Origin of the sequence: Methanospirillum stamsii (genome assembly GCF_003173335.1) — an archaeon.
In the GTDB taxonomy this organism is placed as follows: Archaea; Halobacteriota; Methanomicrobia; order Methanomicrobiales; family Methanospirillaceae; genus Methanospirillum; species Methanospirillum stamsii.
Window position 1 is genome coordinate 117,642 of sequence record NZ_QGMZ01000014.1, and the last position, 23,263, is coordinate 140,904.

A 23,263-nucleotide genomic window follows, 5' to 3' on the forward strand; every position below is an offset into this window, starting at 1 on the left:
CATTAAAACATATAAATGATTTGTAATATTTGATCATGAACAATTATGGGAAATAATAAAGACTTTAAGGATTTGTCCATGATAAATAATGATAATTGGAGTGAATTATTATCCCTGCTGAAGAAGTTCTAAAACCGGATCAGAAAGTCTATTATCCTGACCCCTCTTACCAGAATTCGGCGCTTATTCGCGATTATGATGAATTATATCGTGAGTTTGAAAAAGACCCTGATGCCTTCTGGCGCAGGATCGCGTCAGATCTGCTCTGGTTTAAGCAATGGGATACGGTCAGGACATGGGATCACCCACATGCCAGCTGGTTTACCAACGCAGAATTGAATATTACCTATAATTGTCTTGAGCGGCATGTCAATAATGACCGGAGAAATAAAGTCGCAATTTTCTGGGCTGGTGAGAACGGAAAAGAGAGGATTCTGACTTATTACCAGCTGTACAAAGACGTCATGCGAATGGGTAATGCCCTTAAATCTCTTGGTGTCCGGAAAGGTGACAGGGTTTGTATTTATCTTCCTGGTATACCTGAACTGGTCGTTTCCATGCTTGCCTGTGCACGGATAGGTGCAGTTCACACGGTGGTGTTTGCCGGGTATGGTGCAAAAGCTCTGAATGAACGTATCACCGGAGCCGGAGCAAAAATTGTTATCACTGCTGATGCATCGGTCAGGCGTGGGGGAAGTATTCCATTAAAACCGATTGTCGAAGAAGCTCTTATCCATGCCCCGACGGTTGAGAAAGTCATCATCCTCAGGACTCAGGAACCAAAAGTAGGTCTCCTTGATGATTTTGAACTGGATTATGAAGAACTCATATCACAGGCAGACCGGAACTGTGAACCTGAACATGTCAATTCAGAAGATCCTCTGTTTATTCTTTACACCTCCGGAACTACCGGAGCACCTAAAGGAATAGTTCATACCGCAGGTGGCTATATGGTCGGAGCATATTATACGACGAAATATGTTCTGACACTCCGTGAGAATGATGTGTACTGGTGTACTGCTGATCCTGGCTGGATCACCGGTCATACGTATGGTATTTATGGGCCGCTGCTTGTCGGAGGAACTATCTTTCTGACTGAATATACTCCGGATTATCCGGATGCCGGTATCTGGTGGAAACTTATCGAAGAGTACGGAGTAACAATTTTTTATACGGCTCCTACAGCAATCAGAATGTTCATGCGGATGGGTGAAGAATGGTCTGAAAAATATGATCTTTCTTCTCTGCGTCTTCTCGGGTCCGTTGGTGAACCACTCAATCCTGAAGCATTTGAATGGTTTTACAAACATATCGGGAAGAAAAACTGTCCGATTCTTGACACCTGGTGGCAGACTGAAACCGGTATGCACATGATCACAACGATGGTTGGTCTTCCGATGAAACCAGGATTTGCGGGAAAACCAATACCCGGGGTAGTTGCAACAGTTGTTAATGAAGAGGGAGATCCGGTTCCCCCTGGAACAAACGGGTTCCTGGCTATCAAAGAGCCATGGCCATCTATGATGAAAACCGTATATCAGAATGATGAAAGGTATCGTCAGTACTGGAATTTTGGTAAATACGGATACTATAGCAGTAATGATATTGCCATGATGGATGAAGATGGGTATATCATGCTGCTTGGCCGTTCTGATGATATCATCATTGTAGCAGGGCATAATGTGGGAACTGCAGAAATTGAGAGTGCTTTGGTATCTCATAGTGCCGTTGCCGAAGCAGCAGCTATTGGAAAACCTGATCCTCTGAAAGGAAATATTATTAAGGCATTTGTCATCCTGAGAAATGGAGTAAGCCCCACACCAAAGCTCATTCATGATTTGAAATATCACGTCAGAATAATGCTTGGACCGATATCTGTCCCCGCAGAACTTGATTTTGTAGACAATCTGCCTAAAACACGAAGTGGTAAAATTATGCGGCGTGTTTTAAAGGCACAAGAAATGGGAATTGATCCCGGTGATGTCTCAACTCTGGATGAATAATCATCCAACTCTTTATATACTGTTTTAATAGATTTATATCCATGTCTGCAACTCCTGATACTTCGCTCCGGATAGAAAATATCGTGGCTTCAGCGAAGATCTCTGAATCCCTGGACCTTCCTCAAATTGCATCTAGTATAAAAGATGCAGAATATAATAAAAAGAGATTTCCGGGTGTTGTAATCAGAATGCAAAACCCGAAGATAGCAGCTCTTGTGTTTGGATCCGGAAAGGTGGTTCTCACCGGTGCAAAAAGTATGGATAGTCTGAATAAAGGACTTGAAATTCTTGGCGGATTATTACGGGATCTCAATATTGAAATTGCAAGCGAATTGACTTATAAAGTCCAAAATATTGTCACTTCAGCTGATCTTGGTTCTGGTATCAATCTGAATAAAATTGCAGTCGGTTTTAATCTTGAACGTATTGAATATGAGCCTGAACAATTCCCGGGTCTTGTCTATCGGCTGGATGATCCCAAGGTGGTTGTCCTGTTATTTGGATCTGGAAAACTCATCATCACCGGAGGGAAAGAGCCGGAGGATGCAAAGAAAGCTGTTCTTAAGATAGTTGATGATCTCAAGGGACTCGGACTTTTATAATTATCGAATAATTCACAAAATTTTATATTTAAAATTCTATATTTTTAAATACTATAAAATTAAAAATTTATTATACCGCTATCCGGGGGATTTGTTGTGGTAATATCACAAGGATACGGCTCCTTTTTTTTTAAAAAGATTTGATGATTTATCACCGGAACTATTCTATGTTCCTGCCGGATGAATTCATAATGAAATAACTCTTGGTCCTTCTTCTTCACCAATAATTACCGTGGTTTTTTCTGAAAATTCGGCAAATATCCCGCAACAGACTACTCCAGGTATCATGTTGATTGCCGTTTCCAGATCCATCGGATTATATTTTTGTGCCGGGTGGTAATCCAGGATGATATTTCCGTTGTCTGATATGACCGGACCATCCTTTTTCACCCCATCCCGTAAAACCGGATTACCCCCCATTTTTATTAGTACGTTTTGTACATGAGAGAGAGCAAACGGTATAATTTCTATTGGGACCGGGCCGGTGAGTTCCGTGCACAATTTCGTAGGATCAGCAACGATGATAAGTCGGTCAGATATATCTGCAAGTATTCGTTCTCTAACATGAGCAGCACCCCGGCCCTTAATTAACCTGAGCTGAGGATCTATCTGGTCAGCTCCATCTATTGTGAGATTGATTTTTTCTGCCTGTTCAAGACCTATGATCGGGATCCCGAGTTCTCCTGCCCGTATCAGGGTCTGGATGGATGTAGGAACTCCCCGGATTGTTAGACTTTCATCACGTATCCTCTCTTTAAGCCTTGCCATGGTGAATGCAACTGTAGAGCCGGTTCCAAGGCCGATAGTCATTCCATCTTTGACATATTCTGCAGCTTTAAATCCTGCCCGCTGTTTTGCTTTTTCCTGTGGTGATAATTCTATATTGCTCATGGTTTTCACGTATATGATTTTATAAAAAAAGTTTTTTCAATTCATCTGAACCCGAGTATGCCGTACAATCAAGGGTAATCGGGGTAATAGAGATATTTCCCTTATGAATAGAATGAACATCAGTTCCTTCCGGTGCATCTGTAATCAGGGGGCCGTTTATCCAGTAGTACGGTTTTCCTCTTGGATCCAGTCGTTTTTCTACACCGGTTACAAACAGGTGTTCGGCAAGATGGGGTATCTCATATTCTCCGGTTATCACTGATGGAATATTTACATTGATGACATGAGTGAATGTGGGAAATCCTTTTTCGAGGACCCGTAAGATAATATCTTTTACAACCCCTTTTGATTCCAGAAATCTATCTGCCAGATGTCGTGCATCATCGAATTTTTCTTTCTGATCTTCTATCTGGAGTGAGAATGCAACGGAAGGATACCCGTGGTTTGCTGCTTCAAGTGCAGCTCCGACGGTACCGGATGTGGTTATCGCTTCATATGAGACATTTTCACCGATATTAATCCCGGATACGACAATATCCGGTTTCACTCCCAATGCAAAAAGTGCCAGTATTACCGAATCAGTAGGTTTACCACCAACTGCATATGCGGTAACATGACCTCTCTTAACGGTATTAACCCTGAGTGGCTCAAAGATTGAAAGGGATCGTCCGACTGCACTCTGCTGGGTTGCCGGGGCACAGACAATTACTTCCCCAAGTTCTGAAAGGGCTTCATAAGCTGCCCATAAACCCTCGGAATTTACTCCGTCATCGTTGGTAAGAAGAATACAGGGTTTATGAGTCTCGTGAGGGTAGTGGGAGGCCTGGGTTTCAGGAGGAAATCCTGATATCATGTATCCGGATCATTCGCTCTTCACATTCATAAATGGATGAGGAAAACAAGAACTCTTTCCAAATATTGTAAACCTGTTGTAACCCGAAAGACAGATTTTTTTATTCTATTCAGGCAAACAAGTAGCGATGAATATTCTGCTCGCTGAATATACTGTCAGTCATGACCCTGCCCTTGCACCTGAAGGTCGCGCCATGCTTGATGTTCTGACAAGGAGTTTTACAAAAATCGGTTATACGGTTTATACACCTGAAGAAGGAAAAAATTTTGCTGAAGAGATCACCCGACTTGGAAAGATTTGTGACGAAGGTCTTGTCATTGCTCCTGATCATCTGCTTGCAGGATATACAAAGAAGCTAGAAGATGTCACACGCAGCATCGGATGTAATTCATTCTCTATTGCAGTTTGTGCAAATAAAAAGAGAACCGGACAGATATTACGGTCTCATGGTATCGATGTGCCTGGCGAAGTAGAATCCGGAAAAAGAATAGTGAAACAGATATCCGGTTGTGGAGCGGTTGGAGTCAGGATAACAGACGGGCCTTTGGAAGACGGAGAGTTTGGTCAGGAGTATATCGAAGGTGAGCACTTTTCCATAAGCCTTATCGGATCCCGTGTTGTAGGAGAAACCTGCCTTTATTATACCGGTTCTGCTCCATTATTTCTTGCGTTAAATCGTCAGGATATCAGATTTGGTCCGGATGGAACGGTCAGTTATCATGGGGGTGAAACCCCGTTCCTGCATCCGAGAAAAGAGGAGATGTTCGAACTTGCCTCAAAGGCAGTCACAGTACTTGGATGTCAGGGGTATGTTGGGATTGATTTGGTGGTAACACCCGGAAGGATCGTTATTGTTGATGTTAACCCACGACCGACAACCAGTATTGTCGGAATTGCCGCCTGTATGGAAGAAGAGATAGGGCAGCTAATTCTTGATGCTTCGTATGGTAAAGCTCCTGCATCTGTCCATCTGAATGGTCATGCCAGATTTACAGCAGATGGGAAAGTTACGTATGATCGGTGTTGATATCGGTGGGGCTAATCTGAAGGTCTTTGATGGATCTGGGACGCACATTCACTACTGCCCACTTTGGAAAGAGACTCCAATCCGGGAGATATTATCAGAATATTCGTTTGCGGATAATGCAGCGGTGGTGATGAGTGGGGAACTTGCCGATTGTTTCTCCTCCAAGCAGGAAGGAATTGAATTTATCGTGAGTGCTGTCAAAGATGTTTTTCCGGGTGCATGGTTTTACGGGACAGACGGATGCTTTCATCAGGATGCTGTCCCTGAACTTGCTGCTGCAAACTGGCTGGTTATGGCAGATGTCCTTAAGGAGAGATACCCGAATGCACTCCTGATTGATATGGGGAGCACAACTACGGATATTATCCCGCTCAATGCCTGGGATATCCTGAAAGGGCAGACAGATTATACTCGTCTGAAGGCCGGGTTACTCCTTTATTATGGGTTACTGAGAACCCCTGTTTCTTCTCTTCTCCGAACGGTTTCGATTAAAGGGCAGGAAACCGGAATCAGCACGGAATATTTTGCATGCTCTGGTGATGCTCACGTGCTTACAGGAATTATTACTCAAGAAGAATATTCAACGGCAACTCCGGACTCCTGCAGTCCATCAAGGGAACATTCAATGCGACGAATGGCCCGGATGATCTGTGCAGATATTGAAGAAGTCGGTGAAGAGCAGGTTCTTGCGATAGCAGAATCGTTTGTGAATGAAGAAAAACAGGTACTAATACATGCAGTTCAGAGGATCATGGATACGTATCATTGTAACCGGATAATAACTGCCGGAATTGGTTCCCGGCTCCTTTCAACCTGGTTTGATGCCATTGATCTGAATCGTGAGATGGGATCATATTCTGATGCGATGCCAGCATGGGCAGTCCGGGAGGCTTTCTTACGAACCGTCTGATCCTTTCGTTCGTCCTCTTTTTTGGATCACTCGGCCTCAGTGTTCTTCTCTGGACTCTGGGATTTCCTTTCTTCTTTCTGTTTCTCTTCATTCCGTTAATACCATTCCTGGGACAGAAACAAAAAATCCGGAAATGTCCTATCTGCGGTTTTGAGACAAAAGGGAATGAACGATACTGCCCGTATGATGGTGTTCTGCTCGATGAAATTAATCCTGATTGATTATTTATTTAAAAATCAGGTGCTGTTGTCCGTATTGTTTTGTGTCTCCTGACGAAGGAGAGGTTCTTACAGAGCAGGGGGATTCATTGAGTGTTTTCTGTATTTTGTGATTTCTTCCTCCAACTGACTTCCTGATTTTATCTGAGAGAATGATGTACCGGTCAGACAGTGTTCCAAGAGCTTCGATGATGTTGTCATGCCGGACCGATAGCAGAACAACCGGTGCAATGTATCGTGCATGGGTTTTGCATTCCTCGGCAAGGGCAGGGATACTACTCTCGTATTCTTCCAGGTGTTCATGAGAGTACTGGATGAAGAGCAGATGTGATTCATCTTTTTTCATGGCACCGATAAGACCGGAGATTCCCTCAACATTTCTGTAATGGATACGGTGTTTAAGATTTACCGGGAGTGTAAGGAGTGGGTCTGTATATCTGAATGAAAGGTATGAGATTGGGCCATGAGTTGTCTGTACTGGGCCTGATATTAGTGCAATCTGAAGATCCCGTCCTGGAGCGATATAAACTGAGAACGTATTCTGGTTAATTTTCTGAAGTAAATCATATCGCCCGGTCATCAACTACGCATCTTTCACAAAAGGTATGTAAAGATTATCCAAACAGGGTGAAAGTGAAACCGAAATAGAATTGCGTTTATTTCCCGGTTCTTGGAACAGAAGTTATTCTCATCTTTCGAGACTTAAAAGTATATGAAATAATCTGAAAATAATCAGTACCACTATCAAAGAAGGGTCTGACCTAGTACCTGATTTTTATAAAATAAAAATAGTATTCCGGGTTTTAGATTTTCAATAAGGGTCTGAACGGTTCTTTAATTTAACCGTGGTTGTGATAAGGACACATCCAGCCAGCATAATGATGATTCCCAAAATTATGAATAATAATTCAAGAATAATTGCAGGAGCATAAAAAATTGTGATAAAGAGAATCAAAGAGATGATGGCAATTGCTAATCTACTGTAAAAACCTTCGGGTACAGCAGATTTTCCTTTCCTTATCCGGTTAAAAAGAAGAGCTGCACTAAAAAACATCCAGGCACCAAGAATAGAAATCAGGAGCAGGCTCCAGAAAATGAGGGGAATGTATCCGAGAATACATCCGAGAAAAATAGTAAATCCACCGTAAATTATCTCTTTTTTCTGATTCACAACTCGTGATCTCCAATCAATTCCTTTCACAATTGCAATAATACCTACCAGAATGACAAAAAATGGAATAATTTCCTCGAAAAGGCTAACGTACATTTTCTCCGGAGATAAGACGAAGGTTAATCCAAGGAGAATGAGAAATAATCCAAAAAGGGTGCCGTTTCTGATAAATGTTTCCTGGTTTTTTATTATATCCTGGGTATGGGTTGATCTTCCCCTGGCTTCAGAAAAGAGTGTGATTATTGTTTCTGAAATCATGAGGAACAGGGGGGCATCATCGATAAGATGAAGAAACGGGTGTTTCTTTGGATCATAACGGTCAAGATGAATTCGCCACTCTGTTTTAGTCTCATGGACATGATATTGACCATTCCGGTAACTGGCAATAGTTCCTGGTGAAGGAACATTAATGGTGGATTTTACCCATTCTTCACCGGGCAATTCTGTCACATTTTCTTTTGGTATTGCAATCTCCCATACTCCCTGATGCAAAGGTTTTAGGTAATCGTCGATTTTTGTCATAATAATCGAAAGATCTGATGGAATTTTCTATGCGATTAAGAATCTTTATTTGAGAATATTCTTGTAAATGAGTATTGTTTCAATTGATATATGAAGTAAACACATTTTTAAACCGGAAACGGTCTCGACAAATTATTTTTATGAGACCCGGTCATTGAATAATTTTCTTCTTGATAAATTCATATTCTTCTTCTGTAATATTTCCCTCGTCTCGTAATTTTTGTAATTTAATAAGTTCGTCCACGATAGAAAGATGGTTTGATTCATTTTTACTTTCTTTTTTTAATTTTATCTCCTCAAGAAATCCGGAAGCAATGATACCGGTTGGTAATGCAATGATTCCGATTCCAATAAGAAGGCAGATGATAGTTAGAAATTTCCCGAGGTCTGTAACCGGCAGAACATCCCCGTAACCCACCGTAGTCAGGGTAACTACTGCCCACCAGATTGCATTGTCAATATCATGGAATTTTTCCGGCTGTACATCTGATTCGATGATATAGGTTGCATATGAAACAAAAATAAGAAAAATGGTAAGAACGGTCAGAACAGTGAATAAATACTCCTTGTTTTTCCTGAACACGTTCCAGATGACATCTGTTGATCCATAATACCGGAACAGTTTAAAAATTCGGAATAACCGGAATAACCTGAGGAATTTTACAATCCTTGGATCAAGAGGTAAGAGGATTGCCAGATAAAATGGGAATATTGCCAGCAGGTCAATGAGCATATTCAAAGTACAGGCATATGCCATTCTTCCGGTAATAGGGTGTCTGTATTCAGGATAGCAGGTACATGTCCATAATCTGAGGATGTATTCGATGGTGAAAACAAGAATTGTGAAGTATTCAAAAGTATCTAATATCGCTTTATATTGGACATAGATTGAGACGTAAGTTTCAATAAAAATTACAAACAGGTTGAGGATGATGAGGGTAATAATAAACCAGTCAAAAAACTTACTTAGTAATCCCTGCTCATTTCCGGTATCAACTATAGAAAATATCTTTTTTTTCAATGAAATATCATGATTCAAGAAATCACCTGTGATCCGGTTAATGGCAGTAATTAATTATACCTATAGTGGGATTATGACGTTTTTACCTATGTGTAAAAGTATAGTTTTAAGAGATAGTCATATGTAGTTTATCAGAATATAAACAGATTCAATTATCCTGCCTGTTAAAACAAAAGAGTGCGAGAAGCCGGATTTGAACCGGCGAACCCCTACGGGATTAGGCCCTGAACCTAACGCCTTTGACCTAGCTCGGCGATCCTCGCATTTTAGTATGAAAATATACTCTCGTGATTCATCTGATTAAGAATCAGATGCAATCGTGCTTTTACATATTGAACTTCTTCAATATTAAGGATTTGGAATCCTCTTAAAAAAATTATGATTCCTTATATTTTCGCAATTCACGTTCACGAAGTTCGGCACGTTTTATTTTTCCTGAAAGGGTCTTTGGTAATTCATCGACAAATTCAATAATCCGCGGATATTTATAGGGAGCAGTTACTTTCTTTACGTGCTTTTGGATATCACGAATTAGCTGTTCTGATGGTTCATACCCTGATTTCAGAATAACAAAAGCCTTAATTATGAGGCCTCTGATGGGGTCTGGTGATCCAACAACCGCAGATTCCTGCACTGCCGGATGTTCCTGGAGAGCGCTTTCAACTTCAAATGGCCCAATCCGATATCCTGAACTTTTTATGACATCATCGTCACGGCCAACAAACCAGAAATACCCTTCTTCATCCATGTAGGCTTTATCTCCGGTGTAATAAAAACCATCTTTGAAAACCTCTGCATTTGCTTCAGGATTGTCCAGGTATTCTACTACCAGTCCTACCGGGCGGGGGTTTAAACTAATTGCAATTCTTCCTTCCGTCCCCTGGGGTACTGGTTTTCCTTCCTCATCGTGAAGTTCAATCTTCCATCCGGGTGAAGGTTTTCCCATCGAACCAGGTTTGTGTTTCATACAGGGAAACGTCGCAATACAACAACATGTCTCACTCTGTCCATATCCTTCATAAATCGGAAGGCCTGTTTCTTCTTTCCATATTCTGATAACTTCAGGGTTTAATGGTTCTCCGGCAGAAATACAGTGTCTGAGAGAACGAAGATCATATTTTGCAAGGTCAGCGATGATAAGCATCCGGTACACAGTCGGCGGACAGCAGAAGGTGTTAATCTCATATTTTTCAATCAGTGGAAGGAGTTCGGTTGCTTTGAATTTTCCTCTGGCATCGTAAATAAATATACAGGCGCCAACGATCCATTGTCCGAAGATTTTTCCCCATCCGCATTTTGCCCATCCGGTGTCAGAAGAGGTAAAGTGCAGATCATTACTATTAAGGTCCTGCCAGAGACGGGCCGTTACGATATGACCCAGAGGGTGTCCGTGGTCATGGAGAACCATTTTTGGTTCACCGGTTGTTCCTGAAGTAAAGTATATGAGCATCGGATCTGTTGCATGTGTCTTCATAGAAACCGGCATACTAATCGCAGACCGTGAAACCGGAGCCGGGTAAAAGAGTTCGTACTGGAAACTTATCCAGTTCGGGAGCTGACCATCAACAAGCATCCGGTGTTTGATAGAAGGACAGAACCTGCAGATTTTCTCAACTTTTTCTGCATTTTCAGTATCGGTGATGATAAAACTAAATTTTCCCGCATTCACCCGGTATTGTAGATCTTTTGGGGTAAGCATTGTTGGCGCAGGACAGAATATTGCTCCGAGTTTGATTAATGCGATTACAAATATCCACCATTCAGGAATGCGATGAAGCATCAGCATCACGCGGTCTCCTTTTTTTACGCCATACTTCAGGAGGATGTTTGCTGCTTCAACTGAGAGATTCCGGAGGTCACGGAAGGTATATTTCTTTTCTTCTCCAGTCTGACTGACCCATATCATCGCGAGTTTATTTCTGTCAGTTTCTGACCATTTGTCAATGACATCAAATCCGAAATTAAAAAATTCAGGCACATCAATCTTGAATGACTCGGTGAATTCTTCATAAGATGTCATCTGATGCGGGATCTCATATTTCATGGTTACAAAAGGTTGCGCCTTCTGCTTTAATATACCATTGAAAGGTGATGATTGGAGTTAATATAATCGAGACCGGATAGTTTTTCAAAATATTACTGGCATTTCAGAATAATCGTCAATTTACCCGAATTCACCATTAGTATTATGGTATGGAACACCCCATGATAACTGGAATGGAAGATAAACGATACGATAGCCTGAAGATTGAAAATATTGTAGCGTCTGGGGCTATCGCAGACTCAATAGATCTTGAGATTATTTCAAAAAATATCGATGGCTGTGAACTAAATACCAAACGTTTTCCGGGAGCAGTATACAGGATTGAAAACCCGAAAATTGCTTCACTTATTTTTTCATCCGGAAAAGTGGTACTTACCGGTATCAGGGATACTGATTCACTGGAAAAAGGCCTGGTCCTCATCATTGAAAAAATGAGAGCTGCAGGAATTACCTGTTTTGAGGAACCACGGGTTGCGGTTACAAACATTGTCTGTTCTTATGATATCGGAAACAAGATTAACCTGAATAAAGTCGTGATGACCTTAAATCTTGAGAATATTGAATATGAACCTGAACAATTCCCGGGTCTTGTGTACCGAATCAGTGATCCGAAAATTGTTGCACTCCTGTTTTCTTCCGGAAAAATCATTCTGACCGGTGGAAAGAATATGGAAGATATCAAAAAAGGATTAACGTTCCTCGAGCAGAAGCTCGGGAACATCATGTAACTTTTTATTGCCAGAACCGGTGTGTTTTTACAAAATTTCGTTCTGCTTTTAAAATTTCCCGCATCAGTGCATCTCCGTCTGTATATGTGGCAAGAATACGGGATGCAGTCTCCGGACCTACGCCTTTTGCAGAAAGGATAAGTATGGCTTTTTTTCCACTGGAAAGGACCATGTTTGCATTCCGGAAAAGCTTCTGCTCTAGGGCTTTTTCTTCCGGATTCTTTGTTTTTTTATTCGCTGCTGAGTATAGTTCTGTTTCGTAGGGTTTTAGTGCTGCAATGAGTCGTGCTCCACAATTTCCACAGACCGGTTGGTCAGGCACTCTTGAAACAACCGTTTTAGTCTTCCATTTTCTGCAGTTCATACACACAAGAAGTACTTCCTGTTTGTCAAGCCGGTGTTTCAATGCAGATATCACTGCCTGGTCTGCTGTTGGCGGTGGGATCTGATCCCGTGATGAGGAAAAAAGAGCAGCAGCTCCGATCATACTGACCGGGGCGATTGTTACTTCAGTTTCATCATTTTTAATTGCCCTGATAATCTCAATTGCATGTGAAACATCCATGTATCTGCTGAATAATTCCCGGTATGTCTCTTCCTGAATCTGGGGATGGGCAAGGAGGTCAGAGAGGCGATGCAGACTAAGCCGCTCGTAATCTGCATCAGGGTCTATTGCTCCAAATTTTTTTGCAATCTGGACCAGTTTCCATCGAAAGAGAGATGTTCGTTTTAGTGCAAGTTCAAGAATTCCTCTGATGTGTTCAGGCTGCAGTCCAAGCAATGTTTCTCTTACATCTCTCACAGAGATCTCCCGGGGGACCCGGAAAAGAATGCGGTATGCATCAAGTTCAAGGCCGATGGTTGTTCCAAATCTTGCAGAAAGAAGAATTGATATCACTCTCCCGAGAGCTTCGTTTGTCTGGTGCCCTGCACAATTGTTCAGGACAACTCCTTCATCTGATGGTTCCAGGGTTATGAGATGGTCTGTCGGGATTATGCCGTGGTTTTTACATACCAGGTCCAGAAAACCGTTTGCAAATGCAATTGCTGCTTTGTCTGTCGTATAATCTTTAAATGTTCTGGTCCGGCGAAGTCTTCCAACTTCCTGTGCAATCTCGAATGGGACCGGGATCTGCTCACCTTCCCAGGATGGCAATTCTCCCTCGGTATTCCTGGCAGGTTCGACAGTTACTTTTCCTTCTTCAAGGTCAAGAACCCGCCAGAGCTGACCTCGGGCGATAAATACGGCACCGGTATGAAGGGAGGTGATGATAAAAGACTCATCTAGGGTACCCACGGTTCTCCGGGTGACAATATCGTAAACCGGAAATTTTCGTTCATCCGGAATCATCGAAAGATTTCCGGAAAGGTATCTTCTTGCCCGGCTGGTAGTAATTATCTTGTTTCCATCCCGGCGGATAAGATAGTGTTCAGTCAGTTGGGAGATGATTCTTTCAAGTGTGTCTTGTTCTTTTATCCCGATGGATGAATGGGATATGATGGAAAAAATATCATCAATAGAAATTTCCCCATATTCTACTGCAATTGCTGCTATCTGGTTTCCAATAACATCTCCGGCCTGGTACGATGGAATAACATTTTCTACGGCCCCCTGCCGTGCCCGCCCCGCAATTACCAGTGATTCACACAGGTCATCAAACCCACTGGTGATTATGGTTCCGATGGATACTTTTCCTATTTGGTGCCCGGCCCGCCCGACTCTCTGCACCAGTCTGCTGACTTCCCTGGGGGATCCAAACTGGATGACATGTTCGACATGACCAATATCTATTCCCAGTTCCATCGAGGAAGTGCAAATAAGTGTTTTAATATCACCTTGTTTAAACCGGTCTTCCGCTTCTATCCGGATATCCCGCGAGAGAGAACCATGGTGAACATCCACGTTCCCATCTTTAATCAGGGCATGGCCGAGAGATTCAGCGGTAGATCTGGTATTTACAAATATCAGGGTTGAATTGTCCTTTTTTATATGCTTACGAATTGCTGATACCTGGCTTTCGAAACGTTCTCCAGTAATCTCTACATGAATGTCCAAAGTTTTTGCAACCGGAACTTCAACAATAGAGCAGGGTCTCTCACCAGTGAGAAATTCTGAAACCTCTTTGGGATTTCCAACGGTTGCAGAAAGACCTATCCGCTGAAATTCTCCTGCATATCTGCATAATCTTTCAAGAGCAATGACCAGCTGAGTTCCCCGTTTTGTTCCTGCCAGGTCATGGATTTCATCAACAATGACATATCTGATACCCCGGAGATGTTCCCTGAGCCTTTTCCCCATGAAAAGTGCCTGCACTGTTTCCGGGGTCGTAATAAGGAGATCTGGTGGGTGGAGCACCTGTTTTCTTCGTTCAGCCTGTGATGTATCGCCATGTCTGACGCCGCTGGTAAGACCCAGATTCTGGCACCACCATTCCATACGACGGAGAATATCTCTGTTTAAGGCGCGAAGTGGCGTAATATATAGTGTGGTAAACCCGCTTCCGGTTCCTTTAAGCATCCCGCTTAAGACCGGGATCATGGCACTCTCAGTTTTTCCTGTTCCAGTCGGAGCAATGAGAAGGAGATGATCCCCATTCAGGATCTTCGGGATTGCCTGTTCCTGAACTAATGAGAGTTCTGAAAATCCCCGGTCCCGGATAACATCAATAATTCTACTGTCAAGTTGTTGCTGTTTCGTCATAGTGGAGATGAGAGTGAAGACTTCCGGCGTACGTTCCGTCAGGGAGCAGAACTTCGGCGGTTTCAATAATGAGTGACCGTGAGAGCGGAGAAAACGGGGAATGAAATGTTTTCTCAATTCCATACCCGGTCATTTCGTTACATGACGGAATCATCAGGAGTGTTGTTGTTTCACTATCCATTTCTTCTGGAAAGATATGAGAATCAACCTCCCCGAGAATGAAACAGGGGGAACGAAGAGCAACTCCTACCTGGTCCCGAAGTGTAACTGTCGGGTGATGATGTCCACAGAGAATGAGTTTTCCCTGAAGCTCTTCATCCGGTATAGTATGACCATGGAGAATTCCTACCTGATCGATGATTGATCCTTCTTTCTTTCTCATTTCTTCCGGTTTTAAAAATTCTTCTATACCCGGATCATGGTTTCCTGGAGTGACATAAAATGGAATTATCTTCCGAAGAGCTGAAAAAAGGTTCCCCAGTTCATAAAATTCCTGGTATGAGGTTCCCGGGATCCGGTGTTTTACATCACCAAGGATAACCAGAATATCAGGATCTGCTTCTTTTACCAGATCACAAATGCGGGTAATCCGGTCCTGTCCTCTGGTCCGGATAAAAAACCCATGCTTTTGGAGTTCATATTCAATCCCCATATGGATATCTGCAATGAAAAGAATGCGTTTTTCTTCCTCTATCTGCACAGCCGGCCCTGAAGGAAAAAAATCAATGTTCATTCAAATTCAGAGAAGTTTAATATATCCTGGTGAGGGCTGATATACTTCATCCTCGGCAACCAGTGAATGGATTGTTTCTTTGACCTGTTCATCAGAAAGTCCGGCCTTCCTGGTGTACCGGTAAATATCATCAGTATTGATCCCTTTTGGTCCGGAATATTCCTTAATGATTGATAAAATCAGTTCGGCTGGTTCTACCGCGGGCCCAGGCTCTTTGATCACTTCAAGGGCCTTTTTCGTAAGTTCGGCGATTTTTTTCAGATATTCCTGCCGGACGTGATAATGGGAAAGGGCTGATTGTATTGATTTGGTCCCGTTTCCTGTCTGGATTGCAGTATTTGTCTCCTGAAGCCGTTTAGTAAGTGTGTCTGCTGCAGAGAGAATCCACAAATCACGTTCCTGCCTGGTTACGATTCGCGAGGTCTCAATTGTCCACCTGATCAATTTTTCGTTTTGATCAGGATTTTTTTCTCCATATCCGGTAATTGAAAGAAAAAGAGGAGGATCTAAATCTGAAGGATCTACATTCATTCCGTTTGACTGATACTTCATATGCAGAGTGATAACTCCGGTAGGATCGGCAATTCTGATTATCGTCCCTTTTTTTGATGAACTACAGGAAGTAAGGGCTCCGACCATCCAGAAATGAGTAAATTTCAGACCGGAAGGGGTGATAAAGGAGGAAGTCGCTCCTGAATCATAAATAAAGTCAATCGTATCCAATTCAAATGCAAAGACGGGCACATAAACCGGGAGCATGTCTGATGATTGGGATTGATGGATGTTGAGATTATTATTTGTCACGTATGCCGTTTTGTTTGGTGGTGCTGATTGATAGATGCATTGGTTAGATCTGCGCCGCTGTAACATTTTTGCGCTAATATTTTGAATGAAAATTTTGAAAAATAAGGTTGAATAAATCCGAGTACAATTATTATGGGGTAAATTTCGCGGTGATTTTGAAAAAAAGGTAGAATTTCTCCTGAAAGTTTTAAAATCCGAATTTTGTTCATAAATAAAATATCATCCTACATCCAGCGTGGTTCTCAAATAGCCAAACTGAATTTTTCTCCGAATGACCAGATCTTTCGATATGTTTTTAATCGTTTGTGATTTATAGATCCGTATAGATAATTTCGACCGCGGGTAATTTGTATGATGGGGAATGCGAAGACTGTGTGGTGCCTCATTCTGGCCATATTCTTATTCTCAGGTACTCTTGTATTTGCAGATGAGATTGCGGACGAGGATACGAAGGCTCTGCAAGCAAATCTGGCTTCAATGCCCCTTGTTTTTATTCAGAACAATGGGCAGTTTGAAGATGATGTATCGTACCAGACCCGTTCCACAGACCAGGTAATTACGGTCTTTGAGAATGGAATGGAATTTAATCAGAACCCGGGAAACAGTTCTGTGTTCATGCTTTTAAACGGGTCTAACCCGGAAAAGAAGATCATAGGTCTGAATCCGCTTAACGGAACAGCCAACTTCTATCATGGAACTGATCCTTCTGCATGGGTGACCGGAGCACAGCTTACGTCCGGTGTCATGTATGAGGATGTCTATGAAGGAATTGACTATACGGTGTCAGGAACGGAAGGACTTCTGAAGAGTGAGTTTTTCCTCGATGCCGGAGCAGATCCGTCACAGATCATGCTGGTTTACCAGGGACATACTGGAATCAGTCTGAATGAAACAACCGGAGATCTGGTTATTGAGACGCCGTCAAGGCAGATAATTGATGAAGCACCGGTTGCGTACCAGGAGATTGACGGGAACAGAACTGATGTTGCCTGTTCTTATGTGCTTGGTGAGAATACGACGGTTACCTTTGATTTAGGTGAATTTGATCCCTCTCTTCCGTTGGTAATTGATCCGGTTCTTCGGTACTCTCTCTATTTTGGAGGTGACGGCCGGGACCAGGGCAATTCTATAAAGGTAGATGAGAATGGGTATGCGTACTTCATTGGAACTTCCTGGTCAGATCATCTGAAGTATTTTGAAAAATACGACAAGGACCCGATCTCAAATCATAATCCTCCTGCAGTTGAAGCTCTCAGTACTGGTAACATTTCAACTGAAGGAGCCGGAGGTCCTGCACCCGGAAGTATTCAGCCATACTTTGGTGGCGGAGAAAAGGATGCATTTGTTGTAAAAGTCAATCCGGATGGAACTGAACTTGTATATATTACCTACATCGGTGGAACAGGAACTGATGAAGGGACCGGTCTTGTCATTGATGATGAAGGAAATGCCTACATCACCGGTGGAACAAACTCGCCAAATTTCCCGGTAAAAAATGCTTACCGGAGCGAAAATGCAGGGTCATATGATGCCTTTGTTGCAAAACTGGATCCTACCGGAAATGACCTTGTCTTCTCAACATATTTCGGTGGAGTACACGATGACTTTGGTTTTGATGTCGATATTGATAAAGACCATAATGTTTTTGTCACCGGACAGACTGCTTCGTGGAACTTCCCGGTAGTGAACCGGTACCAGCTTTCACCATATGGCGGTCTTCCTGATGCATTCATCACCAAGTTCACCTCAACAGGAAATTCAATCGTTTATTCCAACTTTATTGGAGGATCTGCATATGATGCAGGTTCAGCAGTTTCAGTTGATACGAATGGATATGCCTGTATTGTGGGACAGACTGAATCCCCGAATTTCCTGACTATCAAGCCATACCAGGATAAACTTCGTGGTGGTTTTGATGCCTTTATTACAAAGTTTGATCCGGAAGGGAAATATCCGGCAATGTATTCCACCTACTTTGGTGGATCAGGAACAGATGATGCCCGTGATGTTATTTCCCTCCCTGACGGAAGCCTGACTGTTGTAGGTACAACAAAATCAAAGGACCTTCCAACGGTAAATCCAATTCAGGGTGAACTTAAGGGACTTCAGGATGGTTTTATCACTACTTTGAATGCCGATGGTTCAGCACTTACCCAGTCATCATTCTTTGGTGGTTCACTTATTGATTCAATAAGTGGTGCTGCCCGTGATGGACAGGGTAATATCTACGTTGTCGGGACGACCGATTCCACCGACCTGCCGGTTACCATGGCCTACCAGAGCAAGCCGGGTGGCAGTTCTGATGTGATGATTGCAAAGTTTTCTGCTGACATCTCGGAGATCGGCTATGTAACATACCTTGGTGGTGGGAACATTGATGAAGGTCGTGCCATTGATGTGATGTCAGAAGGAGAAGCTTATCTGACAGGTTACACTCAGTCAAAGAACTTCCCGAAGGTCTGGCCATATCAACAGAACTATGGTGACGGTGACCGTGATGCATTCATTGTGTCCCTTTCAGAGCATGACATTATTCCATTGCCTGATTTCATCGGAGTTCCGACTGAAGGCGATGCACCGCTTACCGTTCAGTTCACTGATAAATCACTGGGTATCCCGACATCCTGGTCCTGGGAATTTGGTGATGGTGGAACCTCTACTGAAAAGAACCCGCTCTATGTCTATCAGAACCCCGGCGTATATTCAGTTACTCTGACTGCAAAGAATATCGTGTCCAGTCAGTCTGTTACCAAAAAGGACTATATTACCGTTTACGAGCCAATCAAACCGCCGGTAGCAGACTTTAATGGAAATCCGACTTCCGGTATGGTACCGCTGACCGTTACGTTTACTGATCTTTCAACCAATGAACCGGAAACCTGGTCATGGATATTTGGAGACGGTGGCACGTCAGCCGAACAGAATCCTGTTCATACATACACTGAAGTAGGTGTCTACACGGTTAACCTGACAGTCAGTAACCGGGCAGGAACTTCATCCAAGGAGAAACCAGAGTTTATTCATGCACAACCATCGGTTATTCCACCGGTAGCAGACTTTAATGGAAACCCGACTTCCGGTATGGTTCCGCTGACCGTTACGTTTACTGATGCATCACAGAATAATCCAACAGCATGGTCCTGGAAGTTTGGTGATAATGTAACATCAGTTGAACAAAACCCGGTTCATACATACACGGTACCTGGAACTTATCCGGTCACCCTGAACTGTAGCAACAGTGCAGGATCAGATGAGATAACAAAACCAGAATTCATCCATGCACAGCCATCAGTAATTACACCGGTCGCAAAGTTTGTTGGTGAGCCAAGAAGTGGCACAGTACCACTTATGGTTACCTTTACTGACCTATCAGAGAATAACCCGACCAGTTGGGAATGGAACTTTGGAGATAACAAGAATTCATCCGAGAAGAATCCGGTTCATGTATATGAATCAGCCGGTAGTTACACGGTTTCTCTTACGGTGACAAATTCTGCAGGTTCAGATACCCTTGTTGAACAGAATTATATTGTCGTAACAGCGCCCATCCTCCCACCAATTGCTGACTTTAACGGAGCACCCCGGGAAGGAAAAGTACCACTGACGGTAACATTTTTGGATCTTTCAAAGAATAACCCAAAACAATGGTACTGGAAATTTGGTGACAACACAACCTCTGAAGAGAGAAATCCGGTTCATACGTATACCGCAGAAGGTATCTACACCGTTGAACTGACTGTCAGCAATGAAGGTGGAGCAGATACCAAGATTGCAAATGAATACATCACGGTTACTCCGGCAGGTTATCCACCGGATGCACAGTTCCGTGGAAATCCAACATCAGGTACTGCACCACTATCAGTCAGCTTTACTGATCTTTCAACAGGAAGTCCGACTTCCTGGCAGTGGGAGTTTGGTGATGGTGGCACTTCAACACAGCAGCACCCTGAGCATACCTACAATTCACCTGGTGAATACACGGTTACTCTGACGGCAGTCAATGCCTTTGGTATGTCTACTGAGATCCGTGAGAAGTATATACGGGTCTTTGAAAAGCCGGTACCATTAAAAGCGTCATTCATGGGTGAACCGACATCCGGAAAAGAACCATTAACTGTCCAGTTTACTGATCTTTCTGCAGGAAATCCGGAAACATGGATGTGGAACTTTGGTGATGAAGGAACGTCATCTGAAAGAAACCCTGTGCATGTATACCAGAAAGCAGGGACCTACACTGTATTCCTGACGGTTACCCGTGGAGAAGACAGATCCAGTGAAATCAGGTATAATTATATCACCGTTCTTCCAGCAGGAAAGCCACCGGTACCAGACTTTGTTGCCTCTCCGACGACCGGCTATGTTCCACTGGATGTTCAGTTTACTGATCTGAGTACTGATAATCCGACAGCATGGAGATGGGACTTTGGTGATGGAACCTCTTCATCAGAACAGAACCCGGTTCACCGGTACACAACTCCGGGATCTTACACCGTCTGTCTTGAAGCATCGAACGAGTTTGGTTCAGCAGCAATCTGTAAGGATAACCTGATTAAGGCAACCGAGGCACCACTTGAACCAGCCGAGTTCTTTGGTGATATTACCATTGACGGAAGTCCAGGCTTTATCGGAACCATTGTAGAAGCACGGGGAAGTGGCATTGACACCGGAATCTTTGGAAACCCGGTCACTACTTCGATAGAAGGTTGTTATGGTACACCAGATCCACTGGTGGTAAAAGGCAAAATCAAGAATGGTGAACTGATTACCTTCTGGGTCAAGGGTCCGGGTATGAAGGACTTTGTCCAGGCTGATTGCTTTGATGTCTATGGCGGAAATGAATGGCAGAAGTCATTCGCTTTCAGAGCAGGTGCCAAGACCCGTCTCGACCTTCGGTATGGTGAAGCACCAATTCCACCAATGCCGGTCCTTCCGCATGAATTCTATGGAGAAGTAACTTCCAATGGAATGGCAATGCCGGTAGGGACCATGATAATGGTCAAGGGTGAGAATGTGGTTGAAGGTCACCGGGGTAACCCGCTTGCTGTTACTTCACCTGGAGTTTACGGATTTAATGAGCTGAATAAACTTGTAGCACAGGGAGACCTGAAAGCCGGACAGGATCTTACCTTCTGGGTAATTCCTGTAGGTTCCGGAGAACCAGTCATGGCTGAAGTCAGGGACGTTGATGCAGGTGGAGAATGGGCAAATTCATACCCATACATTGAAGGAGGTCTTACCAGACTTGATATCCGGATTGAAGGAGGTACACCTCCAATTCCGGTTGTCCCAATGACCTTTACCGGGACGGTAATGATTGATGGAAAACCAATCACACCCGGATCCATGGTTACCGCTGAAGGTAAAAATGTAAGAATTGGCATTGATGGAAACCCTGTATCTGTCGGTAATGATGGTAAATTTGGTGACGGAAGAAAACTCACTGTACAGGGAGAGATTGAAACAGGAAGTCTGATAACGTTCCTTCTGTATGATGCTGCCTGTGGAAACCAGTATGTTGCTGAAGTGAAGGATCCACAAACAGGAACCTGGGTTCAGTCGATTCCATTTAAGCCTGGAGCAGATTTGCAGATTGAACTTCGAAACAGTGGAGTGATTCCAGCAGATAAAAAGAGTCCATCAGATGGTCCTGCTGAACCTGTTGATGATACCCCGATAGTTGCAGCATCTGTTCAGTAATTCCAGAAAATCTAATAATCTTTTTTTGACCGATTTATAGTCGCAAACTTTTTTTCACTCTTGTTTTTAGATGATGTGAAACAGGATACTAATGGAAAATATAATCGTAAAAAATTACTAAATCGAATAATCCTGAATTTTTTTATTCACATTAACAAATCAAAAGGATTCTGCGATCACAAAAAAAATTCTGTAATGAATATCCGCTATACTCTCTTTTCCTATTTTATTATAATGTACTACATATTTATCTAAATGGAAAGCGAACTTTACTTTGCAACGTTATTCTCCTGACAAACAGAGATTTTGAGTCTGGATAATTATTCAGGAGCTATATTTCCATGAACGAAGAAATTCAATCACTAACTACCCGGGCAAAGGAATGTGCAGATCTGCTCATACCTCTGGAACATGAGATAGGACAGGTCATTGCCGGACAAAAACCCATTCTTGAACGGCTTATTATGGCAATAATTGCTGATGGGCATGTTCTTCTGGAAGGGGTTCCGGGAATTGCAAAAACCCTGATGATCAAGACCCTTGCACAGTGTATCGACTCCGGATTCTGCCGGATACAATTTACTCCGGATCTTCTTCCGGCTGATATTACCGGAACAAAAATATATAATCAGCAGGACTGTACCTTTAAAACAGTAAAAGGTCCTGTATTCACGCAGTTTCTCCTGGCGGATGAAATAAACCGTGCTCCTCCGAAAGTGCAGTCAGCTCTTCTTGAAGCAATGCAGGAGAGACAGGTCACTATTCAGGGAGAAACCTATGAATTACCTGATCCTTTCTTTGTTCTTGCTACGGAAAACCCGATTGAACACGAGGGAACCTATCCGCTTCCTGAAGCCCAGATGGACCGGTTCATGTTCAAGGTACTCATGGGATATCCCTCAAAAACAGAAGAACTTCTCATTCTTGACCGTTTTACAGAAGGAATTCATTATCATCCAAAATCGGTAATCACGGCATCGGATATAAAAAAAATTCAGGCAGTAGTTCCGATCATTTATGCTGATCTTGAAATAAAAAAATACATCACTGCTCTTGTTGATGGTACGCGAAATCCTACCGATTATCAGATACCACTTGCATCATACATTCGTTACGGTGCCTCACCTCGTGCCTCTATTTACCTGATGCTTGGAGCAAAAGCCCATGCCCTCCTTCGGGGACGGGGATTTGTTCTCCCGGATGATGTACGTGCAGTAGCCCCGGATGTCCTCCGGCACCGGATACTTCTCTCGTACCTGGCGGAAGCAGAAGAAATTACTGTTGATACAATCATCGATCAGATAATCAAAACCGTACCGGTCCCCTGAGCTGGTGGAG

17 protein-coding genes and 1 tRNA gene are annotated in these 23,263 nt (G+C 43.0%); 8 read left to right on the forward strand and 10 right to left on the reverse strand.

Features of this window, described 5'->3' with window-relative positions; genetic code table 11:
* Nucleotides 1-110: 110 nt before the first annotated feature.
* Nucleotides 111-2,003 carry an acetate--CoA ligase gene (gene acs, locus DLD82_RS07210; RefSeq protein WP_109940435.1) on the forward strand — a complete coding sequence of 631 codons (1,893 nt, stop codon included), beginning with the start codon at nucleotides 111-113 and terminating at the stop codon, nucleotides 2,001-2,003.
* Between the two features lie 41 nt (nucleotides 2,004-2,044).
* Nucleotides 2,045-2,605 carry a TATA-box-binding protein gene (locus tag DLD82_RS07215; protein WP_109940436.1) on the forward strand — a complete coding sequence of 187 codons (561 nt, stop codon included), beginning with the start codon at nucleotides 2,045-2,047 and terminating at the stop codon, nucleotides 2,603-2,605.
* A gap of 186 nt (nucleotides 2,606-2,791) precedes the next feature.
* Here DLD82_RS07215 and rpiA read toward each other — a convergent pair whose 3' ends face one another.
* Nucleotides 2,792-3,496 carry a ribose-5-phosphate isomerase RpiA gene (gene rpiA, locus DLD82_RS07220; protein WP_109940507.1) on the reverse strand — a complete coding sequence of 235 codons (705 nt, stop codon included), beginning with the start codon at nucleotides 3,494-3,496 and terminating at the stop codon, nucleotides 2,792-2,794.
* A 19-nt stretch (nucleotides 3,497-3,515) separates the two neighbouring features.
* Entirely contained in the window at nucleotides 3,516-4,349 is an 834-nt protein-coding gene (gene surE / locus DLD82_RS07225) for a 5'/3'-nucleotidase SurE (protein ID WP_109940437.1), read from the reverse strand.
* A 127-nt stretch (nucleotides 4,350-4,476) separates the two neighbouring features.
* Here surE and DLD82_RS07230 point away from each other — a divergent pair, with 127 nt between their 5' ends.
* The 3 genes from DLD82_RS07230 to DLD82_RS07240 are packed head-to-tail and all read left to right on the forward strand — an operon-like array spanning nucleotide 4,477 to nucleotide 6,507.
* Nucleotides 4,477-5,376: an ATP-grasp domain-containing protein gene (locus DLD82_RS07230; RefSeq protein ID WP_109940438.1), complete on the forward strand. Its 900-nt coding sequence runs from the start codon at nucleotides 4,477-4,479 to the stop codon at nucleotides 5,374-5,376.
* Complete coding sequence (locus DLD82_RS07235; RefSeq protein ID WP_245920394.1) at nucleotides 5,348-6,286, forward strand: hydantoinase/oxoprolinase family protein; 939 nt, start codon at nucleotides 5,348-5,350, stop codon at nucleotides 6,284-6,286. The genes DLD82_RS07230 and DLD82_RS07235 overlap by 29 nt, the downstream gene beginning before the upstream one ends.
* Entirely contained in the window at nucleotides 6,250-6,507 is a 258-nt protein-coding gene (locus DLD82_RS07240) for a hypothetical protein (RefSeq protein WP_109940439.1), read from the forward strand. The genes DLD82_RS07235 and DLD82_RS07240 overlap by 37 nt, the downstream gene beginning before the upstream one ends.
* Nucleotides 6,508-6,511: 4 nt before the next feature.
* On the opposite strand, the gene DLD82_RS07245 is transcribed toward DLD82_RS07240, so the two are convergent.
* The 5 genes from DLD82_RS07245 to DLD82_RS07265 form a co-directional block, all read right to left on the reverse strand.
* Nucleotides 6,512-7,084 (reverse strand): hypothetical protein, encoded by a 573-nt coding sequence (locus DLD82_RS07245; RefSeq protein WP_109940440.1) that lies wholly within the window; start codon nucleotides 7,082-7,084, stop codon nucleotides 6,512-6,514.
* A gap of 231 nt (nucleotides 7,085-7,315) precedes the next feature.
* Nucleotides 7,316-8,197 carry a hypothetical protein gene (locus DLD82_RS07250; RefSeq protein WP_146199721.1) on the reverse strand — a complete coding sequence of 294 codons (882 nt, stop codon included), beginning with the start codon at nucleotides 8,195-8,197 and terminating at the stop codon, nucleotides 7,316-7,318.
* A 151-nt stretch (nucleotides 8,198-8,348) separates the two neighbouring features.
* Nucleotides 8,349-9,236, reverse strand: coding sequence for an ion transporter (locus tag DLD82_RS07255; RefSeq protein ID WP_181391305.1), 888 nt, complete (start codon nucleotides 9,234-9,236; stop codon nucleotides 8,349-8,351).
* 160 nt (nucleotides 9,237-9,396) lie between these two features.
* Nucleotides 9,397-9,481, reverse strand: a tRNA-Leu gene (locus tag DLD82_RS07260).
* 113 nt (nucleotides 9,482-9,594) lie between these two features.
* A complete protein-coding gene (locus DLD82_RS07265) occupies nucleotides 9,595-11,262 on the reverse strand; it encodes an AMP-binding protein (RefSeq protein WP_109940443.1) in 1,668 nt (555 codons plus the stop codon).
* A 173-nt stretch (nucleotides 11,263-11,435) separates the two neighbouring features.
* Between DLD82_RS07265 and DLD82_RS07270 the strand changes: the two genes are divergently transcribed.
* On the forward strand, nucleotides 11,436-11,990 hold the full coding sequence (locus DLD82_RS07270; protein ID WP_109940509.1) for a TATA-box-binding protein: 555 nt from the start codon (nucleotides 11,436-11,438) through the stop codon (nucleotides 11,988-11,990).
* 4 nt (nucleotides 11,991-11,994) lie between these two features.
* Here the strand turns inward: DLD82_RS07270 and DLD82_RS07275 are convergent, their stop codons facing one another.
* From DLD82_RS07275 to DLD82_RS07285, 3 genes are read right to left on the reverse strand one after another with little or no spacing between them, the layout of a single operon-like run.
* Nucleotides 11,995-14,691 (reverse strand): DEAD/DEAH box helicase, encoded by a 2,697-nt coding sequence (locus DLD82_RS07275; protein WP_109940444.1) that lies wholly within the window; start codon nucleotides 14,689-14,691, stop codon nucleotides 11,995-11,997.
* Nucleotides 14,669-15,424 carry a metallophosphoesterase gene (locus DLD82_RS07280; RefSeq protein ID WP_109940445.1) on the reverse strand — a complete coding sequence of 252 codons (756 nt, stop codon included), beginning with the start codon at nucleotides 15,422-15,424 and terminating at the stop codon, nucleotides 14,669-14,671. The genes DLD82_RS07275 and DLD82_RS07280 overlap by 23 nt, the downstream gene beginning before the upstream one ends.
* Nucleotides 15,425-15,430: 6 nt before the next feature.
* Nucleotides 15,431-16,228, reverse strand: coding sequence for a hypothetical protein (locus DLD82_RS07285; RefSeq protein WP_146199722.1), 798 nt, complete (start codon nucleotides 16,226-16,228; stop codon nucleotides 15,431-15,433).
* Between the two features lie 351 nt (nucleotides 16,229-16,579).
* Between DLD82_RS07285 and DLD82_RS19320 the strand changes: the two genes are divergently transcribed.
* Together DLD82_RS19320 and DLD82_RS07295 are read left to right on the forward strand one after the other, a co-directional pair.
* Complete coding sequence (locus DLD82_RS19320; protein WP_109940447.1) at nucleotides 16,580-21,925, forward strand: PKD domain-containing protein; 5,346 nt, start codon at nucleotides 16,580-16,582, stop codon at nucleotides 21,923-21,925.
* 341 nt (nucleotides 21,926-22,266) lie between these two features.
* Nucleotides 22,267-23,253 carry an AAA family ATPase gene (locus DLD82_RS07295; RefSeq protein WP_109940448.1) on the forward strand — a complete coding sequence of 329 codons (987 nt, stop codon included), beginning with the start codon at nucleotides 22,267-22,269 and terminating at the stop codon, nucleotides 23,251-23,253.
* Nucleotides 23,254-23,263: the final 10 nt, after the last annotated feature.

What these genes read in the sequence shown, in the direction of transcription:
- DLD82_RS07215 (WP_109940436.1), top strand. Translation starts at nt 2,045, where the DNA reads ATGTCTGCAACTCCTGATACTTCGCTCCGGATAGAAAATATCGTGGCT.
- rpiA (WP_109940507.1), bottom strand. Translation starts at nt 3,496, where the DNA reads ATGAGCAATATAGAATTATCACCACAGGAAAAAGCAAAACAGCGGGCA.
- surE (WP_109940437.1), bottom strand. Translation starts at nt 4,349, where the DNA reads ATGATATCAGGATTTCCTCCTGAAACCCAGGCCTCCCACTACCCTCAC.
- DLD82_RS07230 (WP_109940438.1), top strand. Translation starts at nt 4,477, where the DNA reads ATGAATATTCTGCTCGCTGAATATACTGTCAGTCATGACCCTGCCCTT.
- DLD82_RS07235 (WP_245920394.1), top strand. Translation starts at nt 5,348, where the DNA reads ATGGGAAAGTTACGTATGATCGGTGTTGATATCGGTGGGGCTAATCTG.
- DLD82_RS07240 (WP_109940439.1), top strand. Translation starts at nt 6,250, where the DNA reads ATGGGCAGTCCGGGAGGCTTTCTTACGAACCGTCTGATCCTTTCGTTC.
- DLD82_RS07245 (WP_109940440.1), bottom strand. Translation starts at nt 7,084, where the DNA reads ATGACCGGGCGATATGATTTACTTCAGAAAATTAACCAGAATACGTTC.
- DLD82_RS07250 (WP_146199721.1), bottom strand. Translation starts at nt 8,197, where the DNA reads ATGACAAAAATCGACGATTACCTAAAACCTTTGCATCAGGGAGTATGG.
- DLD82_RS07265 (WP_109940443.1), bottom strand. Translation starts at nt 11,262, where the DNA reads ATGAAATATGAGATCCCGCATCAGATGACATCTTATGAAGAATTCACC.
- DLD82_RS07270 (WP_109940509.1), top strand. Translation starts at nt 11,436, where the DNA reads ATGGAAGATAAACGATACGATAGCCTGAAGATTGAAAATATTGTAGCG.
- DLD82_RS07275 (WP_109940444.1), bottom strand. Translation starts at nt 14,691, where the DNA reads ATGACGAAACAGCAACAACTTGACAGTAGAATTATTGATGTTATCCGG.
- DLD82_RS07280 (WP_109940445.1), bottom strand. Translation starts at nt 15,424, where the DNA reads ATGAACATTGATTTTTTTCCTTCAGGGCCGGCTGTGCAGATAGAGGAA.
- DLD82_RS19320 (WP_109940447.1), top strand. Translation starts at nt 16,580, where the DNA reads ATGATGGGGAATGCGAAGACTGTGTGGTGCCTCATTCTGGCCATATTC.
- DLD82_RS07295 (WP_109940448.1), top strand. Translation starts at nt 22,267, where the DNA reads ATGAACGAAGAAATTCAATCACTAACTACCCGGGCAAAGGAATGTGCA.